We start from the raw sequence: 18,742 nt of genomic DNA, 5'->3' as shown, positions 1-18,742 counted from the left end.
GAAAGGGGGACTTTACCTGACCCTATGGCCGGCGTTCTTGGTCATTATCTGAGCAACGCTCGGACGCGCTTAGGCATTGGCCGGGCAATTGGCGGGGAGCCGACGGCCGGCACAAACAGGCGAGGCAAGAGACGCGCGCCACCCGGCGCGGCCGGTGGTACCGCGTCGCCGACAGCCCGGGACCCAGGGGTTAGCGCTTGCCGCGCTTGAGATTGCGCAAGCGCCGTTCCTCTTCGGCGCAACCGGCCTCGCCCGAAATGCCTGCATCGGCCTGCATCAGCGCCACCAGTTCCTGAGCAAAAGACGGCAAATCTTCCAGCCGGCGCACGCACACATAGAGGCGGCGCAATGCCCAACTGTCGCTCAGATGAATAATCTTCAGCGGCATGTTGGCCACGTAACGCATCGCAGCCGTTTCGGGGATCACGCCAATACCGGCGTTGGCCGCAATCATCCGACAGGCCGCTTCAAAGCCGCCCACCTCGACACGAAAGCGCAAGGGGCTGCCCAGCGTCTCTGCGGCCTGCTTCAGAAACGCATGAATCGCGCTCCACTCGGACAGCCCGACAAACTCGTAGGATAGCGTTTCTGCAAATGCCAGTTCATCGTATGCCGCCAGCCGATGGTTTTGCGAGGTGACCAGCACCAGGTTGTCGGACCGATAGGGAATGAAGCGCACGCCATCGTCAGAGGCGATCTGGTCTTCGTCAATGCCGGCCACCACTCCGATATCGGCCAGTCCCTCACTGACCAGCTTGACGATGCGATAACTCAGACGCTCGCGCAGTTCAACGCTCACATCCGGGTGCAAGGCCAGATAGCGGCTCAGAATGTCGGGCATGAATTCGTTCATGGCGGTGGTATTGGCATACACCCGCACCTTGCCCTTGATTCCTTCGGCAAATTCGCGGATATCGCCGCGCAGATGCTCCAGCTGCCGCAGCACAATATGGGCATGGCGCACAAAAGCCTCGCCTGACGGGGTAAGCGTGACGCCCTGGCTGTTGCGGTACAGCAAAGCCGTTCCCAGGTTGTTTTCCAGGTTTTTCACCCGGTTGCTGGCCGCTGGCAGCGACAGGTGCGAGCGCTCGGCGCCCTTGGTCAGGCTGTTCACTTCGCTGATATGCACCATCAGTTGCATGTCCGTGAGGTCAAAATGCATCGCCATCTGCGGTGCTCCTTAATAAACGCTAAAGTCTTTGTTAAGCAAACATCAATATTCAGAACCGGTGCAATCTGTCAAAGTACAGGCTGTTACTGTTAACATTTCCGAGACTTCCATCATGCAACATCAAGCTGACGCCTACCAGGACATTCGCGATGCCATTCGTGATTTGTGCGCCCAATTTCCTGCTGAATATTTTCGTGATATTGACGAGAAACGCGCCTACCCCGAGACCTTCGTCAATGCCCTGACCGAGGCTGGCTGGCTGGCCGCCCTGATTCCCCAGGAATATGGTGGTTCGGGCCTCAGTCTAACTGAAGCGAGCGTCATCATGGAGGAGATCAACCGTTGTGGGGGTAATTCCGGAGCGTGCCACGGCCAAATGTATAACATGGGCACGCTACTGCGCCATGGGTCGGACGAGCAGAAAAACCGCTACCTGCCCAAGATCGCCACCGGCCAGTTGCGTTTGCAGTCCATGGCCGTGACCGAGCCGACAACCGGTACCGACACGACCAAAATCAAAACCACAGCCGTCAAAAAAGACGGCCGCTACGTGATCAATGGCCAGAAAGTATGGATTTCCCGTGTCCAGCATTCCGATCTCATGATTCTGCTGGCGCGCACCACCCCGCTGGACCAGGTCACCCGCAAGTCCGAAGGCATGTCCATTTTCCTGGTCGATATTCACGCCGCGCTCAAGGGCGGCATGACCCTGCAGCCCATTCCCAATATGGTGAACCATGAAACCAACGAGCTGTTTTTCGACAATCTGGAGCTGCCTGAAGAAAACCTGATCGGCGAAGAAGGCAAGGGGTTCAAATATATCCTGGACGGCTTAAATGCCGAACGCACGCTGATTGCGGCCGAATGTATCGGCGACGGTTACTGGTTCATCGACAAAGTCAGCGCCTACGTCAAGGAACGCAAGGTGTTCGGCCGCCCGATCGGCCAGAACCAGGGCGTACAGTTTCCTATTGCCAAGGCCTTCATCAATATCGAGGCCGCCAGCCTGATGCGCTATGAAGCGGCGCGCCGTTTTGATGCCAAACAGGCATGCGGCACGCAGGCTAACATGGCCAAGCTGCTGGCCTCGGAAGCCTCGTGGGAAGCGGCCAATGCATGTTTGCAGTTCCACGGCGGCTTCGGCTTTGCCAATGAATACGATGTAGAGCGCAAATTCCGTGAAACCCGCTTGTATCAGGTTGCACCTATTTCAACCAATCTGATTTACTCCTACGTTGCCGAACACGTTCTGGGCCTGCCCCGTTCGTTCTGATCCGGCTCGTTATTACTGTTTTTTGTCCAGGAAGCCTGTTATGACGCAAACACCCAGCGCCACCCTCGCCGAATTTTCCGCCACGCTCAGCTATGAGATGATCCCCCCAGCGGTCATTGCCCGCTGTGAAGATTTTCTGCTGGATACCTTTGGTTCCATGCTCGCTGGCTATCCGGCGCGACCGGTCAAGTCGATCCGCGATTTTGCACGGGCCATGGGCCCGGCCCAGGGCAGTGCGCAAATCATCGGCTCTACGCAGACCACCTCGCCGCTGTTTGCAGCACTGATCAACGGCGCAGCGGCGCATATGGTGGAGCAGGATGATGTACATAACGGCTCGGTATTTCATCCGGCAGCCGTGGTGTTTCCTGCCGCGCTGGCCGTGGCCCAGGAGACAGGCGCTTCCGGACGGGATCTGTTGACCGCCTGCGTGGCAGGCTACGAGGTCGGCATTCGTGTGGGCGAGTTTCTGGGTCGCTCGCATTACCGCATTTTTCACACCACCGGCACAGCCGGCACCATTGCAGCCGCCGTGGCTGCCGGTCGGCTGATGGGGCTGTCTCCTGCGCAAATGCTTGACGCCATAGGCTCTGCCGGCACCCAGGCCGCGGGCTTGTGGGAGTTTTTACGCACTGCCGCCGATTCCAAGCAACTGCACACCGCCAAAGCGGCAGCCAACGGCCTGACGGCCGCCTGGCTGGCGCGCGATGGGTTCACCGGCGCCAAACAGATTCTCGAAGGCGCACAGGGCATGGGCGCAGGCATGTCCAGCGATGCCGATCCGGCCCGCCTGACCGACCGACTGGGCTCGCGCTGGGCCCTGGCTGAAACCTCATTCAAGTACCACGCCTCGTGCCGTCATACACATCCTGCCGCCGATGCGCTGGCCCGGGTCATGCAGGACCATAAACTGGCGGCGGCCGATATCAGCCGTGTGATTACGCATGTGCATCAGGGCGCCATCGACGTGCTGGGCGCGGTCATCCGCCCTGAGACCGTACACCAGTCCAAATTTTCCATGGGCACCGTGCTGGCGCTGATCGCCCTGCGTCAGCGCGCCGGCATGCCCGAGTTTGACGCAGCCCTTAACGACCAGGCAGTCGCTGATTTTCGTGACCGGGTCACCATGGAGCTGGACGAAGAAGTCGATACCGCCTATCCACAGCGCTGGATCGGCAAGGTATCGGTCGTGACCCAGGACGGTCGTACGCTACAGGGTCGGGTCGATGAACCCAAGGGAGATCCGGGCAATACCCTGTCACGCGAGGAAATTCGCGCCAAGGTTCGAGGACTCGCGCAATACGGCAAGTCACTATCTGAGAACCAGGTGCAATCAGGCATGCATGCCATCGAGGAAATCGGCAAACTGGCGCGCGTCGGCGCCATTTATTGAGTTTGTCAGGACATGTCCCCCCGTACTGTCCGGGGGGCGGCAGGTCACGCTAGGGCTTGATGTACATGAAGCCGCCAGAGGGGGCACTTCCAGCGCCGGCGATAAGCGGTAGCGATACCTGCGATAGCGATATGGCCTGACGATGGCGCCGCGCAGATGGCGGCCCATGGCGCTATTGGCGCTAATGGCCGTACCCGTGTCACATCCTGTCTGGTCTGGCCCCGCCCACGTGCTACTGGTACCGTTCGCGATAGGCCAGCGGCGATAAGCCGCTATATTTTCGAAAGGTATCGCGAAAGGCCTTGGCGTCGTTGTAGCCTACCCCGTACATCACATCTGAAATCGTACTGCTGGTCATCTCAAGCTGCCGCTTGGCCGCTTCCACCCGAATACGCTGCTGATATTCCAATACCGATTGCCCGGTGGCCTTGCGAAAACGCCGCTCCAGGGTGCGGCGCCCCATGGCGAAAGAATCGCACAATTGTTCGACGGTAATTTTTTCGGAGTAATGCCGCTCCAGAAATGATTGTACCGGGGTGATGCTTGAGTCGCCATGCGCTTTCCAGCCATTGAAAATGGAAAAGGGCAACTGCGAATGGCGTTCATAATCGAGCTGGAATACCTTGGCGCAATAGATGGCGGTAGCCCGATCCGAATGCATTTCGATCAGGTGCAGGATCAGGCGGCTGGCCGAAATGGCGCCGCCGCTGGTAAAGATGCCCCCATCAAAATCCATGGTTTTCTCGGCATTCCAGCGCACCCTGGGAAAGACCTGCTGCATGGCCTCCAACGCCTGCCAGTGCGTGACCGCCCGCAGCCCGTCCAAAATACCTGCCGCCGCCAGCAGGGAGCTGCCCATGCACAGGCTGGCTACCGGCGCGCCTTGTGCAAATTTGGCGGCGATCCAGCCGATCAGGGCGGCATTTTCACTTAAGGCCGCCGGCGATGGTGTGGTTGGCGGCACAATGTACAGATCCGCTTGCGGGATATCCGGCAACAGATGATCCGGATGGATCGTGTAATGTCCGTTACCGGCGCGTATATCGCTTTGCGCACCCGCCAGCGATACCTCGAATGGCATGGGCAGGTTTTGCTGCTTGCGATAGCTGCAGGCTTCTGCAAGCCCCAGCCTGGCCTGTTCCAGACCGGCAAGATTGACGCCTTGGGGTACAAGAAAAACAATCTGCTTCATGGCACACTCCGCTTGCGGATTTCCGGTAGCGAACACGACCGGATACGCGCTCACTATACGGCAGAATGTTGTCGCAATCAACCCGCTCAATTGCCGTTATCTGCACTTTCCAACGTGCATGCCGCGCCACTATAGTGTCAACATGTCAATGACAGCCGACCGGAGGCACCCATGCGCGTCACGCTATCACCGTATCTGAATTTTGATGGTCAGTGTCGTCAGGCATTGACGCTGTACCACGCCTGCTTCGGAGGCGAACTTAAGTTCCAGACCGTAGCCGACAGCCCGCCCATGCCTTCCGGTCCCGATTGCGCTGCTGCCGCGTTGCTTCACCCCCAGGCAATCATGCATGGACATCTGGTCAACCAGGACTTTATGATTCTGGGGACCGACATGAGCGGTCCGGCAGGCTATCGTCCGGGCAACGATTTCGGCTTCGGCGTGAGCCTTGACAGTGAAGACAGCCTGCGCCGGTGCATAGAGATTCTCGCCGGCGGCGGCACCATTACCGTGCCACCCGGGCCGGCGCCTTGGGCAGACTTGTTCGCGGCGCTCACCGACAGGTTCGGCAAGATCTGGTATCTGAATTACTTTGGCAGCAAATCACCTCGATAATCCTACTGGAGTTCACAATGAATACAGACAACCCAACCCTGCTTTACGTCAATCTGCCGGTTACCTCGGTTGACGCGACCAAAACCTTTTTCTCGGGACTGGGCTTTACCTTTAACGCCATGTTCTGTGATGAAAACGCGCTATGCATGCAAATTAGTCCGATGGCAAGCGTGATGTTTCTTCAGAAGCAGCGGTTTTCCGATTTCACCCCGAAACCGGTTGCCGACGCCCACAAAAGCAGCGAAGTGCTGCTATGTATCAGTCGCGACTCCAGAGAACAGGTGGACGAGCTGACCAATCGTGCCCTGGCGCTGGGTGCGACCGAAGCGCGGGAGCCACAAGAACATGGGTTCATGTATGGCCGCAGCATAAACGACCTGGACGGTCATATCTGGGAAATCATGTGGATGGATATGGCGCAGTTCCCGGGCAATGATGCCGCAGCAAAGACCGACAATACGACCGCGTAACGACAGCAAGGGTGTGGTGGCAGGTCGCCAGGAAACGTAAAGGCGTTGCGTCACACCCCTTTTAGCACCGACCCGGCCCTGCCCCCACCTACAGCAAGGCAGGCTTGGAACATGCCTCAGGTGCCTGGCAGGCGTGGCTCGTCGTCTTCAATTCCGGTCTGGTTATCTGCAGCATGACCGGTGGCCGCTTGTGCTCGTGCCGCCAGCGCTTCCACAATCAGCTTGTGCTTGCGCTGAGTACACAGGCGCAGTATTTCACGCTTGCGAGTGTCGGAAAAGTTTTGCCATTGAAACCGCTCTTCCCGGTTGCGCAGACAGCCCCGGCACAGGCCGCGGCTGTTCACTTCGCATATCCCCCGGCAGGGGCTGGGAATGTCGAAAAACTCGAGCTGTTCCATTGCTATTTCAGACTGCATATTCACCAGACATGTTCATCACGGTAGTTACAGTCCGCCCTCGGTCAGTTTTTTCGGGTCCAGCAGCTTGCGCAACTGCGCCTGGCCCAGATCGGTGTTTTCGTCAGCCACATCAATCACCGGCCGCTTTTCCTTGTATGCCTGCTTGGCAATTTCGGCAGCCTTCAGGTATCCAACCACCGGATTGAGCGCCGTGACCAGAATCGGATTCTTATCCAGCGCTTCCTGTAACCTGGGTTCATTGACTTTGAAAGTGGCAATGGCTTTGTCCGCCAGCAGGCGGGACACATTGGCCAGCAATTGAATACTGCCCAGCAGATTGTGGGCAATCATGGGCAGCATAACGTTCAATTCAAAGTTGCCTGCCTGCCCGCCTACCGTAATGGCCGCATCATTGCCGATCACCTGTGCTGCCACCATGGCAGTGGCCTCGGGGATGACCGGATTGACCTTGCCCGGCATGATGGACGAGCCCGGCTGCAGCGCTTCCAGTTCGATTTCACCCAGGCCGGCAAGCGGGCCGGAATTCATCCAGCGCAGATCATTGGCAATTTTCATGAGCGTTACCGCCGTGGTCTTGAGCTGTCCTGACAGCGCGACGGCAATATCCTGGGAGCTGATGTGGGCAAAAAAGTTTTCGGCAGGCGTAAAACGCACCCCCGTCAGCGTACTGATCTGGCGGGCAAATTCAGCGGCAAATTTTGGATGGGCGTTGATGCCCGTGCCCACGGCGGTGCCGCCCTGCGCCAGGGTCTGCAGCAGCGGCTGCTGCGCCTTGAGCAGCTGTATGTTCTGTTCGACCTGCACCGCCCAGCCTTCGAGCGGCTGGCTCATCCGCACCGGCATGGCGTCCATCAAATGGGTCCTGCCCGTCTTCACATAGCGATCGACTGCGCGCGCTTTCTTGCGAATCACTTTGGCCAGGTGCGTGAGCGCCGGCAGCAGTTCTTTGTGCAGTTGCACCGCTGCGCTGATATGAATGGTGCCCGGAATCATATCGTTGCTGCTTTGCCCGTAATTGACATGATCATTGGGGCTGACCGGCTCGCCATACAGTTTGCTCGCCAGCGTGGCCAGCACCTCGTTGGCATTCATGTTGGTGCTGGTGCCCGAGCCGGTCTGGTAGATATCGATGGGAAAATGCACCATGAAATCGCCTTCGAGCAGCGTATCCACGCAGGTCACGATTGCCTGACCCATGTCAGGTGGAATCTGTTTGAGCCGGACATTGGCTTTGGCCGCAGCCGCCTTGGCCAGCAACAGCGAACGGATAAAGGCGGCAGGCAGGCGCTGCCCGCTGATCGGGAAGTTATTGATGGCGCGCTGAGTCTGTGCACCATAAAGCGCCTGGGCCGGAACCGCCAACTGCCCCATACTGTCTTTCTCGATCCGTGTTTTCATTGCTTAACCTCATCCGTTCAAAATATGAAAATCCCGTGCTGTGCACTGGCGCCAGCCATATCCTGTCATACCATTATAAGCACCGTCTGACCGCACTGGAAGGCAAAGTGCCGCACAGCGATTTGATTTGCACTGCCCAGCACCTGCGCACTATGATAAGTGCGACGCGCAACATTCTTCGCTATCACCCTTTTTTCCTGTAAGGATTCGATCATGTCAGCCAGCCGCATCACCTTTTACTCCAACCCACAGTCCCGCGCTGCCGTTATCCACTGGATGCTAGAGGAATTGGGCGAACCCTACGAAACCATCTATCTTAATTTTCAGGGTGCCATGAAAACACCCGAGTATCTGGCTATCAACCCCATGGGCAAGGTCCCGGCCATCGTGCATGACGGCCAGGTTGTTACCGAAGGCGCAGCCATCTGCGCTTTTCTGGCCGATCAGTACCCGCAGAAAAACCTGGCCCCCGCCCTCGACAGTCCGTTGCGCGGCACCTATTACCGCTGGTTGTTCTTTGTGGCCGGACCGCTGGAAGAAGCAATCACCATGAAGTCGCTGAACATGCCTATCCCGGCCGATAAGAGCGCAATGCTGGGCTTTGGCACGCTGGGGCACGTGGTCGACGCACTGGAGCAGGCCGTGTCCAACGCAACCTGGATCTGTGGCGAACAGTTCACTGCAGCCGATGTATACGTGGGTTCGGCCATCCGGTTTTATATGCAGTTCGGGGTCCTGGAGCCGCGCCCTGCCTTCAAGGCCTACGTAGACCGCGTCACGCAACGACCCGCCTATCAGCGCAGCGTGAAAATCCTGGAGCAGGCTGCGGCCGAACAGCAGAAGAAATAAACATTAAACACGGATCGTATAAAACTGACCGGCCATGAACACAAAAATGCGGTCGTTAAAAATTCGGTCCTTAAACACGAGTCGTAAACACACATCCCCCAGGGTTGTTCACCCACGCCGCGGCCCTGAGGTTACTGCTGGCAGCGTTGGCCTGACAGCATCAGGGCAGCGCTGCCGGCGGTCGACGTCGCACCCGCAACTTGAATTCGCTCACCACCACGCTCACGATAATCAATACGGCGCCAAACAACGCCAGTGCCGAATGTCGCTCGTCGGCAAACACGCGCCCGATGATGCCAGCCCATACCGGTTCGCCCGCATAAATGACCGTGGCGCGCGTGGCGGAAATATGGTTCTGGGCCCAGTTCATCGTGATCTGAATCACCGCGGTGGCCAGTTGCACGATGGTCACCCGTCGCAGGTCTACCTGACCGGCAAAACGGCTGATCAGAATCACCTCTACCGCGATGGCAATGGCGCTGAAGACGGTCAGCCACTCGCCCGTACCAGCCCCGCCTTCCATGCTTTGCGGATCCGCCAGCAATACCAGCCCGATAAAGGCCATGGTCGCGCCGATCCAGTTCATCAATGTCGGTGGTCGTTTCAGAAACAGCCATTGCATCAACGGAACCAGCGGTACATACAAGGCAGTGATAAACGCCGACTTGCTGCTGGCAATGGTCTGCAAGCCAACCGTCTGCAGGCTGTAGCCCAGAAAAATACACAGGCCGATCAGCATGCCGGCACGCACTTCCAGACTTGTCAATCCGCGCAGTATGCGCAGGGAACACAACATCATGGCCAGCGCGGCACAGCCAAAGCGCATGCCGACAAACACAAATGGATCACTGTGCACCAGCGCTTTCTGTACGATCAGAAAGGTGGCGCCCCAGAAAACCGTAATAATCACGAGCGCAATTTCGTAGCGATTCAGCGCAAGGGACGAAGTGGGTGCAGATTGGCTCATGATGGCGGTAGGTCGCAAGCCGGACAACATGGCCGGTTACTGCGGGTCAGTCCAGGAGGTAGAATAATGCAGAATGGTAGCAGACCCTTGCGGTTTTCTACTGCCCTTTTTGCCTGATCAGGAAACATCATGAGCTACTGCGTATTCGTTGCCCAATTGCCGCCAGAGACTGCCTCCGCCCATAAACACTATCACGACCAGCGCTATGGCTTTCCGGTGGAAGATGATAACGAGCTGTTTGGCCGGCTGGTGCTGGAAATCAATCAGGCGGGCCTGTCATGGTCAACCATTCTGAACAAGGAAGCGAGCTTTTTGCAGGCCTACGACAACTTTGATATTGATACCGTTGCCGCCTACGATGATGCCGATCGCCAGCGGCTGCTGGCCGATGCGGGCATCGTTCGCAACCGGCTGAAAGTAAACGCGGCCATTCACAACGCCCAGGTTGTGCAATCGCTGCAGCAGGAGCATGGCTCATTCAAGGCCTGGCTGCAACAGCATCACCCCATGAGCAAGGATCAATGGGTACGTTTGTTTCGCAAGACATTCAAATTCACGGGCGGGGAAATCGTGGGTTCTTTTCTGATGAGTATCGGCTATCTGCCTGGGGCGCATGATGAAGACTGCCCGGCTTACCAGCGCGCCCTGAAAGCGGGCGCCGTCTGGCAGCAGCAAGCGGTAGAAAATGACAATGCAAGATAACGCTGCAACACACGACGAGTAACAACTTCACCGGACCGGCGGCGCAACGGCGGACAACAGGGCAACACAAGTTGCAAGGGCCTCATGGGACCTGCCGCTTGGACAAGTGTGTGTAGGTCGTGGTCGTATCTCGTACCTGTCCAGCAGGGCGCCAGCGGCGACTGGCGCGAAGGGGCCGCAATACCCGCGATCAAATATCAGGTCAGCATTGCTGCACGCGCCGCCCCCAGTAGCGGCTGCGCAGCGTGTCATAAACCAGATTGTAGATATACGCGTAAGGCAGATAGAACAGGATTAGCCCGATATCCAGCACCAGTGCTTCCCACAAGCCGATATTCAGCCACCACATCACAAATGGAATAGCCATGACCAGCAGGCCAAGTTCAAACCCGATGCTGTGCCAGATACGCATGATCAGGGTCTTGCTTTTTCCGCTTGCCGCCAGAAAGCGATCGAACATGGCGTTGTAAACCATGTTCCAGATCAGCGCCATAATGGCGATTACAACCGTCACCACCCCCATGTCAGTCATAGAATGGCCCGACAGCAAGGCGGCCAGTGGGGCCGATAGCCCAATGGCCAGCACTTCAAAAATAAGGGCGTGCAGGAAACGCTCAAGAACCGTCTTGGTCTTTTCCTGACTCGTTGTTGTTTGTTGCATTATTGTCTGCCAGAACCGTTTTTATGTTTAGGACGCACCAACGTGCTTTGTCCGAACAGGCTGCGCACCAGATCCAGCGCCACTTCGGCGGTCTGATTGCGGACATCCAGCGCCGGGTTCAGTTCGACAATATCGAGCGAAGCCATGCATTCGGTATCGGCAATCATCTCCATGCACAGCTGCGCTTCCCGATAATTGGGCCCGCCGCGCACGGTGGTGCCTACGCCGGGCGCAATATCCGGATCAAGGAAGTCCACATCGAAGCTCACATGCAAATGGGTATTTTCATCCAGCCCGTGCAAGGCCTGTTCCATGGTATGACGCATGCCATGCTCGTCAATGAAACGCATGTCGAATACTTCTATGCCCTGCTGATGAATGAATGCTTTCTCACCCTCGTCCACACTGCGAATACCGATCTGGCGCAGCATATCGGCCTGCAATGCCGGCACCTGGCCAGCCATCTGCACCAGTTCGCGCGGCCCGTGACCAAACAGGCACGCTACCGGCATGCCATGGATATTGCCGCTGGGAGTCAGATCAGCAGTATTGAAGTCAGTGTGCGCGTCCAGCCACAGCACCCGCAGTTTGCGGCCCTGTTCCCGGCAATAGCGCGATACGGCAGCGATCGACCCCACCCCAAGGCAGTGGTCGCCGCCCAGCATGATGGGGAACCGCCCCTGGCAAAGCTCCGCATAGAGCGCATCGTGGGCCAGCTGGTTCCAGGCGATAACCTGTTCCAGATGCCGGTAACCTGCCTGCGGCGGCAACCAGGGATTGGGCGGACCATTCAGATTCCCGCAATCTCGCACTGCGATACCCAATTGCTCCAGCGTTTGCGTGATACCCGCGACCCGAATGGCTTCCGGGCCCATACTGGAGCCGCGATGGCCCGCGCCGACATCGGTCGGCACTCCGACCAGACTCACTTGCTTGCGTATGTCCTGCACTTGACTGTTTCTCCTGACGATTGCAACCGGCGCCGCGACAGATAGGACCGGCGCCTGCAATCTCTGATTGGGCGTTTTTGACGACAGTTCATTGTAACCGCAAAAACCGCCAGATCCGAGACCTGGCCATGACCGTATAGTGGCCTTGCTAAAGCCCTGTCGCCGCATATCGTAACCGACTGATCTGCACCACAGCCCTGACATTTTTACCAGCAGTTACTGTGATCACACTTTTATATTTTCGCTGCGCCAGTTATGATACTCGGCATAAAGTGACAATTATCACCATAACCAGGAGACATATATGAATTTGCAGGGACGACGGGTATTGATCACAGCCGGCGGCAGCGGCATCGGGCTGGCCATGGCACATGTTTTCACCAAGGCAGGCGCGGCGGTGTTTGTCACCGATATCAATGAGTCTGCGCTCAAGACATTGAAGTCGCAATTGCCGCAAGTGCATGCCGTCACGGCGGACGCGGGCAACGAGCGCGATGTCGTGCGCAGCGTGGAGCAGGCGGTACAAGCGCTGGGCGGACTGGATATTCTGATCAACAACGCCGGAATTGCCGGTCCGACCGGGCCGGTAGAGGATATCACGCTGGCAGAATGGGAAAATACCCTGCGCATCAATATCACCGGCCAGTTTCTTTATGTGCAGAACGCGTTGCCGCATTTGCGCAAGGGGACGCATCCGGCCATTGTCAATCTGTCATCGGCTGCGGGCCGCCTGGGCTTTGCCGGCCGCACGCCCTATTCGGCTTCCAAATGGGCAGTGATCGGCTTTACCCGGTCCCTGGCCAATGAACTTGGTCCCGACGGCATCCGCGTCAATGCGATTTGCCCAGGAGCAGTAGACGGCCCGCGCATTCAGCAGGTCATCAGCGCCAAAGCCAAGATGCTGGGCAAGCCCCACGCCGAGGTGGAAGATACGTACAAAGCCCAGTCGGCCATGCATACCATGGTCACGGCAGACGATATCGCCAATCAGGCGCTCTTCGTATGCAGTGATCTGGCCCTGAATATTTCAGGGCAGGCGCTGGCCGTGGATGGCCATACCGAAAAACTGTTTTGATCCTGCGGGGCTTTGCTCAACGGTTCTTGCATCAGCACGTCCCCGCATCACTCCTCAGCGACCAGGGCCGCTGCCATCGGGCGGCAGAAACAGGCTGGGCATGCGTGTTGTCATATGTTCAAATGCCTCGCGGATATCGGCAACCACAGCCAGGCGGGCAGCCTGGGCATCGCCACGCTGCAACGCATCGATCATGGCCCGGTGATGCGCCACGGCCACCTGCTCCCGGGTACGAGGCGAGCCCTGGCGCAGGTCAAAGTTCAGAATGGGGCCGATACGCAGCCACATGCTCTCTATCATCTGAAACAGCACCGGCATGGCGGCCGCCTCGTAAATGGCAAAGTGAAACTGCTGATTTAAGCTGACCAGTTCCTGCGTATCGGCCTGCGGCTTGGCCATTTCCCGGGACAGCGTGTCATTGATCAGCGCAATGTCCGATAGCAGCGACGCACTGGCCTTTCCCGCTGCTTCGGCCACGGCCATCCCCTCGATTTCAAAACGAATCCGGGTAATTTCCGTAAAAGTTCTCACACTCAGGACAGGAACCCGCACCGAGCGGTTCGGCGTCACTTCCAGCGCATGATCGGCCACCAGCCGGGAAAAAGCATCGCGCACCGGCATCATGCTCACACCCAGCGCCTCGGCGGTTTTACGGATCGACAACTGCTCTCCGGGCATGACCCTGCCACTCCACAGCATCTGCTTTATTTGTTCCAGAACCGATGCGCTCAGGGTCTGCCGACTGGCCGTGCCTTCTCTCTCGTTTTTCATATAAGGGTAATTACCAAGGTTTCTTCTGTGATCACAGTTGTTATAGTTTACTTATATCAACAACAACATACTTCTGCAACCGCAGTGTATAGGAGACAGGATGAAATCAACAACATTAGTGCTTGCCGGGTGCTGCGCGCTGGCAGCTGCCCCGCTGGCGCATGCCGCCGCTGCAATATCGGACAAGGAAATCCGGATCGGCTTTATTACCGATATGTCCGGCGTGTACGCCGATACCGATGGCCCAGGCGGCACCGTGGCCATCCAGATGGCGATTGACGAGGTTGGCGGCGCCATTGATGGCAACAAAATCACGCTCGTGACGGCCGATCACCAGAACCGCGCCGATCTGGCGGCCTCCAAGGCGCGCGCATGGATCGACCAGAATAAAATCGACGTCATCATTGGCGGCACCAATTCTGCCACCACGCTGGCCATCGCTACCGTAGCAGCCGAAAAACATATTCCGCTCATTTCCGTGGGCGCCGGCGCCACCGCCATCACCAACGAATACTGCACCCCGTATACCGTGCACTATGCCTACAATACCCGGGCCACGGCCTATGGCGTGGCATCCGCCGTCCTTAAGCAGGGCGGCAAAGACTGGTTCTTCATTACCGCAGATTATGCATTTGGCCACGCACTGCAGAAAACCGCATCGGAAGTGGTCAGCCAGTCGGGCGGCAAAGTCATGGGCAGCGTCAAAGTGCCGCTGAGCACCGCCGACTTCTCGTCCTACATGTTGCAGGCCCAGTCCTCGGGCGCCAAAATCCTGGGCCTGGCCAATTCGGGTAATGACTTCATCTCGGCGGTCAAGGCAGCCAACGACTTTGGCGTGACCTCCAGCATGCGGCTGGCCGGCCTGCAGGTGTACATCAGCGACATTCACGCACTGGGACTGGAACCAACACAGGGCATGTACCGCACCGCTCCCTGGTATTGGGATCAGGACGAAGCCTCTCGCATTTGGTCACAAGCGTTCATGAAAAAACACCGCGCCATGCCTACCTTCAACCAGGGCGGCGACTACTCGGCGGTCAAAACCTACCTGAAAGCGGTCGCCGCCAGCGGCACCGACGATGGCAAGACCATCATGGACTGGTTCAAATCAAATCCGATTGCCGATTTTTATATCAAGAACGGCAAAGTGCGATCTAACGGCCTGCTGGTGCACGACATGTTCCTGTACGAGGTCAAGAAGCCGTCCGAGTCCAAAGGTGAGTGGGATTACTTCAAAGTGTCCGCCACCATCCCGGGTGACGAGGCCTACGGCCCTGAGTCCGAATCGTCCGCGTGCAAGTTGTAAGCGCGGCCTTTATATACCATCACGGGGGCAATCCGGTATTGCCACGGTCCGTCCCCGACGTGACCCATGCCTTGCCCCCACTTCTTGCGGAAACCCTGTCATTGTGAATGCCCCTACCCTTGCTTCAGTCAGTATTATCGGCACCGGCCTGATCGGCCAGGCCTGGGCGGTTGTCTTTGCCCGCGCCGGTTGCATAACAACCCTATGGGACGGTAATGCCCAGGCTGCCCAGCAGGCGGTAACGCTGATCGAGCAGCAAATGCAGACGCTGGCCCAATACGGCCTGGTCGACGATGTGCCCGGCGCCATGGCGCGCATTCGGGTCGCGGACAGCCTGGAAGCGGCGGTTGCCGATACCGGCTATGTGCAGGAGAACCTGCCCGAAGTGCTGGACATCAAACTGGATATTTTCGCCCGGCTGGATGCCGCCGCCCCGCCAGAGGCCATCCTGGCCAGCTCCACTTCAGGTATTCCTGCCTCGGCGTTTACCGAGAAGCTGGCCGGTCGCGCCCGCTGTCTGGTTGCCCACCCGGTCAATCCGCCCTCCCTGATTCCCGTGGTGGAACTGTGCGGCGCGCCGTGGACCAGCGAGCAAACGCTCGGGCGTGCCCGTGCCATCATGGATGCTGTGAAACAAAAGCCGGTCACGGTGTTGCAGGAAATTGACGGTTTCATCCTGAACCGGCTGCAGGGCGCGCTGTTGCGCGAAGCCTTCCGGCTGGTCGAACAGGGTTATGTCTCGGTGGAGGATCTGGACACCACGGTCAGTGATGGCCTGGGGCTGCGCTGGTCGTTCATGGGGCCGTTCGAGACCATCGATCTGAACGCCCCCCAGGGCATCCGCGACTATGCCCAACGCTACGGGCCACTGTATCAGGAACTGGCCAAAACCCAGGTCGATACCCGGCCCTGGTCGGGCGAACTGATCGACAATGTCACCACGGCTCGCCGGGCCGACCTGCCGGAAACAGAACTGGCCGCACGCCGTGCCTGGCGCGATCAGCGTCTGATGGCGCTGGCCGCCCACAAGCAGCATGCCAGCGACAACCACAACGACACCGACATGCAGGACACCCACTGACCCGGTACCGATCGCCCACAAGCCCTGTCCCGCCGCCCCGGCAGCGCACTGCCACTACCGCCACTTATTTTATGAACCTGGATAACATGTTATGAGCACAAGCAAAAAACCGCACAAAGTCATTATTACCTGCGCTGTCACCGGCGCGATCCATACGCCCAGCATGTCTGCGCACCTGCCGGTCACTGCCGAACAGATTGCCGATGACGCGATCGCCGCAGCCCGCGCCGGCGCCGCCATCCTGCACTTGCACGCACGCGACCCGAAAGACGGGCGCCCCACCCAGGATCCGGAATTTTTCAAACCGTTTCTGGCCCGCATCAAGGCAGAAACCGACGCGGTCATCAATATCACCACCGGCGGCAGCCCCCACATGACGGTGGAAGAACGCATGCGTCCGGCCACGACCTTCAAGCCCGAGCTGGCCTCCCTGAATATGGGTTCCATGAACTTTGGCCTGTACACCATGCTGGATCGCTTCAAAGAGTTCGAGCACGAATGGGAGCGCGAGCATCTGGAAAAAAGCCGCGACCTGGTGTTCAAAAATACCTTCAAGGATATTGAAACCATCCTGCGACTGGGCAATGACAACGGTACGCGCTTTGAATTCGAATGCTATGACATCAGCCATTTGTATAATCTGGCCCACTTCATGGATCGCGGTCTGGTCAAGTCTCCGCCATTCATTCAGTCCGTCTTCGGCCTGCTGGGCGGCATTGGCCCGCATCCGGAAGACCTGATGCATATGCGCCGCACGGCGGACCGTCTGTTCGGGCAGGATTACCAATGGTCTATCCTGGGTGCGGGGCGTAACCAGATCCCGCTGGCTTCCATGGGGGCGAGCATGGGTTCCAATGTACGGGTCGGTCTGGAAGACTCGTTATGGATTGCACCGAAACGGCTGGCCGAGTCCAATGCTGATCAGGTCTCACAAATACGCCAGGTGCTCGAAGGCCTGAATCTGCAGATTGCCAGCCCTGATGAGGCTCGCGAGATCCTGCAATTGAAAGGTGCGGCCAATGTCAATTTCTAAGGGCCCTGCACGGTTCTCTTTGGACGGACAGCTTGCATTGGTAACCGGCTCCAGCCGGGGTATCGGGCTGGCCAGCGCACGCGCGCTGGCCGAACAGGGGGCCAGAGTCATCATCAATGGCCGATCGGCGCAGACAGTGTCGCAGGCCGCGCACACCCTGCGCCAGGCAGGGCTGCAGATTATTGAAGCGCCTTTTGATGCGGCAGACATCCATCAGTCGATTGCCACCGTTGACCGCCTGATCCAGGAACACGGCCCCATCCAGATTTTCATGGCCAACGCGGCCATGCAGCATCGTGAAAGCCTGCTGACTTTCCCTCAGGAAAAGTTCGAAGAAGTGCTCTGGCTCAATCTCACCGCGCAATGGGCGCTGGGTCGCCATCTGGCCACCCATATGGTGCAGCAACAATACGGGCGGGTGATTGTGACCGGCTCAGTCACCGGCCTGCAGGGGCGCAAGGACATTTCCGCCTACACCGTCGCCAAGGCCGGCCTGCATGCACTGGCCCGGCAGTGGGCCGTGGAACTGAGTCCGCATCACATCACCGTGAATGCGGTGGCGCCCGGTTATATTGCCACGGAGTTCAATGAAGCGTTGCAAAACGACGAGCAGTTTAACCAGTGGCTGTTTGACCGCGTGCCCCAGCAAAAATGGGGCAGCCCGGACGACATTGCCAACGCAGTGTGCTACCTGGCTTCGCGAGAAGCTTCATTTGTCACAGGCCAGACGCTGGCCGTGGACGGCGGCTTTACCATCGCGTTGTAGGCGCGGCGGCGATGATCGAGTGATTCAGGCGTGTTGTCTTATCCAAAGAAGACAGCACGCCTGCGACGACGGCCCGAATGGTCCGTCGATCAACGCATCAGCGAATGATATCCCCCCTGAGGGCCACACCCGTCACAAATGCCCCTGCATGGCACTCATAATTGACCGTGCTCGCATTCACGTTCTTTTTGTAATAACTGACGATATTGCTCACCCCCGTTCCGCCCAGCTCCCTGGCCCGCTGCTGCAGTTGCTTATAGGCAGACAGAAATGCCCAAGCGCAGGCCTTTTCATCACTGCCCTTGCCGACCCGGCTGGTTTTCTTATTGGTAACGGCATCGGCCTGGATCACCTGTCCCGGCGCTTTGCGCCCAAATGTCATTTTGATGGACGGGTCCACAATGTTCGCGGCTTCCGGGGTGGCCAGCGCCTGCGCAATCGGCAGATCATAGCGCGTATCGCGGGCATGCGCCTGCATACTACTTGCCACTGCCAGCAGGGCGGTCAGACATGCGATTGAAATTTTACCTGGCATTGAATTTCTCCTGAGCAAAATATTAGAAACCACTACACTGCCGTCAGGCAGGATGTAACAATCATCCGCCGACCTGAAACGATCTGAATTCAACTGCGACATGTGTAGGCAGTAC

General features: G+C 58.1%; 20 protein-coding genes. 11 read left to right on the top strand and 9 right to left on the bottom strand.

The features are described 5' to 3' along the window. Window positions 1-190: 190 nt before the first annotated feature. Window positions 191-1,168 carry a LysR family transcriptional regulator gene (locus EV681_RS11790; RefSeq protein WP_128393281.1) on the bottom strand — a complete coding sequence of 326 codons (978 nt, stop codon included), beginning with the start codon at window positions 1,166-1,168 and terminating at the stop codon, window positions 191-193. Window positions 1,169-1,283: 115 nt separating this feature from the next. Here EV681_RS11790 and EV681_RS11785 point away from each other — a divergent pair, with 115 nt between their 5' ends. Together EV681_RS11785 and EV681_RS11780 are read left to right on the top strand one after the other, a co-directional pair. Then, entirely contained in the window at window positions 1,284-2,444 is a 1,161-nt protein-coding gene (locus tag EV681_RS11785) for an acyl-CoA dehydrogenase family protein (RefSeq protein WP_128393282.1), read from the top strand. Window positions 2,445-2,484: 40 nt separating this feature from the next. After that, entirely contained in the window at window positions 2,485-3,837 is a 1,353-nt protein-coding gene (locus tag EV681_RS11780; RefSeq protein ID WP_130304126.1) for an MmgE/PrpD family protein, read from the top strand. 232 nt (window positions 3,838-4,069) lie between these two features. On the opposite strand, the gene EV681_RS11775 is transcribed toward EV681_RS11780, so the two are convergent. Further along, window positions 4,070-5,029, bottom strand: a complete 960-nt coding sequence (locus EV681_RS11775) for a GlxA family transcriptional regulator (RefSeq protein WP_128393284.1) — start codon at window positions 5,027-5,029, stop codon at window positions 4,070-4,072. A 171-nt stretch (window positions 5,030-5,200) separates the two neighbouring features. Here EV681_RS11775 and EV681_RS11770 point away from each other — a divergent pair, with 171 nt between their 5' ends. Beyond that, a complete protein-coding gene (locus EV681_RS11770; RefSeq protein WP_130304125.1) occupies window positions 5,201-5,644 on the top strand; it encodes a VOC family protein in 444 nt (147 codons plus the stop codon). Window positions 5,645-5,661: 17 nt separating this feature from the next. Further along, complete coding sequence (locus tag EV681_RS11765; RefSeq protein WP_130304124.1) at window positions 5,662-6,114, top strand: VOC family protein; 453 nt, start codon at window positions 5,662-5,664, stop codon at window positions 6,112-6,114. A 116-nt stretch (window positions 6,115-6,230) separates the two neighbouring features. On the opposite strand, the gene EV681_RS11760 is transcribed toward EV681_RS11765, so the two are convergent. Together EV681_RS11760 and EV681_RS11755 are read right to left on the bottom strand one after the other, a co-directional pair. Next, window positions 6,231-6,512: a DUF1289 domain-containing protein gene (locus EV681_RS11760; RefSeq protein WP_130304604.1), complete on the bottom strand. Its 282-nt coding sequence runs from the start codon at window positions 6,510-6,512 to the stop codon at window positions 6,231-6,233. A 45-nt stretch (window positions 6,513-6,557) separates the two neighbouring features. Then, the gene (locus EV681_RS11755; protein ID WP_130304123.1) at window positions 6,558-7,931 is read right to left on the bottom strand and encodes a class II fumarate hydratase; all 1,374 of its coding nucleotides are present in this window, start codon (window positions 7,929-7,931) and stop codon (window positions 6,558-6,560) included. 213 nt (window positions 7,932-8,144) lie between these two features. Here EV681_RS11755 and EV681_RS11750 point away from each other — a divergent pair, with 213 nt between their 5' ends. Next, complete coding sequence (locus EV681_RS11750; protein WP_130304122.1) at window positions 8,145-8,780, top strand: glutathione S-transferase family protein; 636 nt, start codon at window positions 8,145-8,147, stop codon at window positions 8,778-8,780. Between the two features lie 160 nt (window positions 8,781-8,940). Here the strand turns inward: EV681_RS11750 and EV681_RS11745 are convergent, their stop codons facing one another. Next, window positions 8,941-9,777, bottom strand: coding sequence for a DMT family transporter (locus EV681_RS11745; RefSeq protein WP_242612233.1), 837 nt, complete (start codon window positions 9,775-9,777; stop codon window positions 8,941-8,943). Window positions 9,778-9,876: 99 nt separating this feature from the next. Between EV681_RS11745 and EV681_RS11740 the strand changes: the two genes are divergently transcribed. Further along, window positions 9,877-10,449: a DNA-3-methyladenine glycosylase I gene (locus EV681_RS11740; RefSeq protein WP_128393290.1), complete on the top strand. Its 573-nt coding sequence runs from the start codon at window positions 9,877-9,879 to the stop codon at window positions 10,447-10,449. A 202-nt stretch (window positions 10,450-10,651) separates the two neighbouring features. On the opposite strand, the gene EV681_RS11735 is transcribed toward EV681_RS11740, so the two are convergent. Then, complete coding sequence (locus EV681_RS11735; RefSeq protein ID WP_128393291.1) at window positions 10,652-11,110, bottom strand: PACE efflux transporter; 459 nt, start codon at window positions 11,108-11,110, stop codon at window positions 10,652-10,654. Further along, entirely contained in the window at window positions 11,110-12,060 is a 951-nt protein-coding gene (gene rocF / locus EV681_RS11730) for an arginase (RefSeq protein ID WP_128393292.1), read from the bottom strand. The genes EV681_RS11735 and rocF overlap by 1 nt, the downstream gene beginning before the upstream one ends. A 304-nt stretch (window positions 12,061-12,364) precedes the next feature. On the opposite strand from rocF, the gene EV681_RS11725 reads away from it, so the two are divergent. Beyond that, window positions 12,365-13,135 (top strand): SDR family oxidoreductase, encoded by a 771-nt coding sequence (locus EV681_RS11725; RefSeq protein ID WP_128393293.1) that lies wholly within the window; start codon window positions 12,365-12,367, stop codon window positions 13,133-13,135. Window positions 13,136-13,189: 54 nt separating this feature from the next. Here EV681_RS11725 and EV681_RS11720 read toward each other — a convergent pair whose 3' ends face one another. Then, complete coding sequence (locus EV681_RS11720; RefSeq protein WP_128393294.1) at window positions 13,190-13,906, bottom strand: GntR family transcriptional regulator; 717 nt, start codon at window positions 13,904-13,906, stop codon at window positions 13,190-13,192. 100 nt (window positions 13,907-14,006) lie between these two features. Between EV681_RS11720 and EV681_RS11715 the strand changes: the two genes are divergently transcribed. From EV681_RS11715 to EV681_RS11700, 4 genes are all read left to right on the top strand, one after another. Then, window positions 14,007-15,212, top strand: a complete 1,206-nt coding sequence (locus tag EV681_RS11715) for an ABC transporter substrate-binding protein (protein ID WP_130304121.1) — start codon at window positions 14,007-14,009, stop codon at window positions 15,210-15,212. A 103-nt stretch (window positions 15,213-15,315) separates the two neighbouring features. After that, window positions 15,316-16,293, top strand: coding sequence for a 3-hydroxyacyl-CoA dehydrogenase (locus tag EV681_RS11710; RefSeq protein ID WP_130304120.1), 978 nt, complete (start codon window positions 15,316-15,318; stop codon window positions 16,291-16,293). A 91-nt stretch (window positions 16,294-16,384) separates the two neighbouring features. Further along, the gene (gene kce, locus EV681_RS11705; protein WP_128393297.1) at window positions 16,385-17,326 is read left to right on the top strand and encodes a 3,5-dioxohexanoate:acetyl-CoA acetone transferase; all 942 of its coding nucleotides are present in this window, start codon (window positions 16,385-16,387) and stop codon (window positions 17,324-17,326) included. Then, window positions 17,313-18,092 (top strand): SDR family NAD(P)-dependent oxidoreductase, encoded by a 780-nt coding sequence (locus EV681_RS11700; protein ID WP_128393298.1) that lies wholly within the window; start codon window positions 17,313-17,315, stop codon window positions 18,090-18,092. Before kce ends, EV681_RS11700 begins: the two co-directional genes overlap by 14 nt. Before the next feature lie 97 nt (window positions 18,093-18,189). Here EV681_RS11700 and EV681_RS11695 read toward each other — a convergent pair whose 3' ends face one another. After that, complete coding sequence (locus tag EV681_RS11695; RefSeq protein WP_130304119.1) at window positions 18,190-18,627, bottom strand: excinuclease ABC subunit A; 438 nt, start codon at window positions 18,625-18,627, stop codon at window positions 18,190-18,192. Between the last annotated feature and the right edge of the window lie 115 nt (window positions 18,628-18,742).

The sequence above is a fragment of the Advenella incenata genome, from assembly GCF_004217095.1.
GTDB classification, from domain to species: domain Bacteria; phylum Pseudomonadota; class Gammaproteobacteria; order Burkholderiales; family Burkholderiaceae_B; genus Advenella; species Advenella incenata.
Note: the sequence above shows the minus strand (reverse complement) of the source record. Positions and strands in the feature narration are given on the sequence as shown.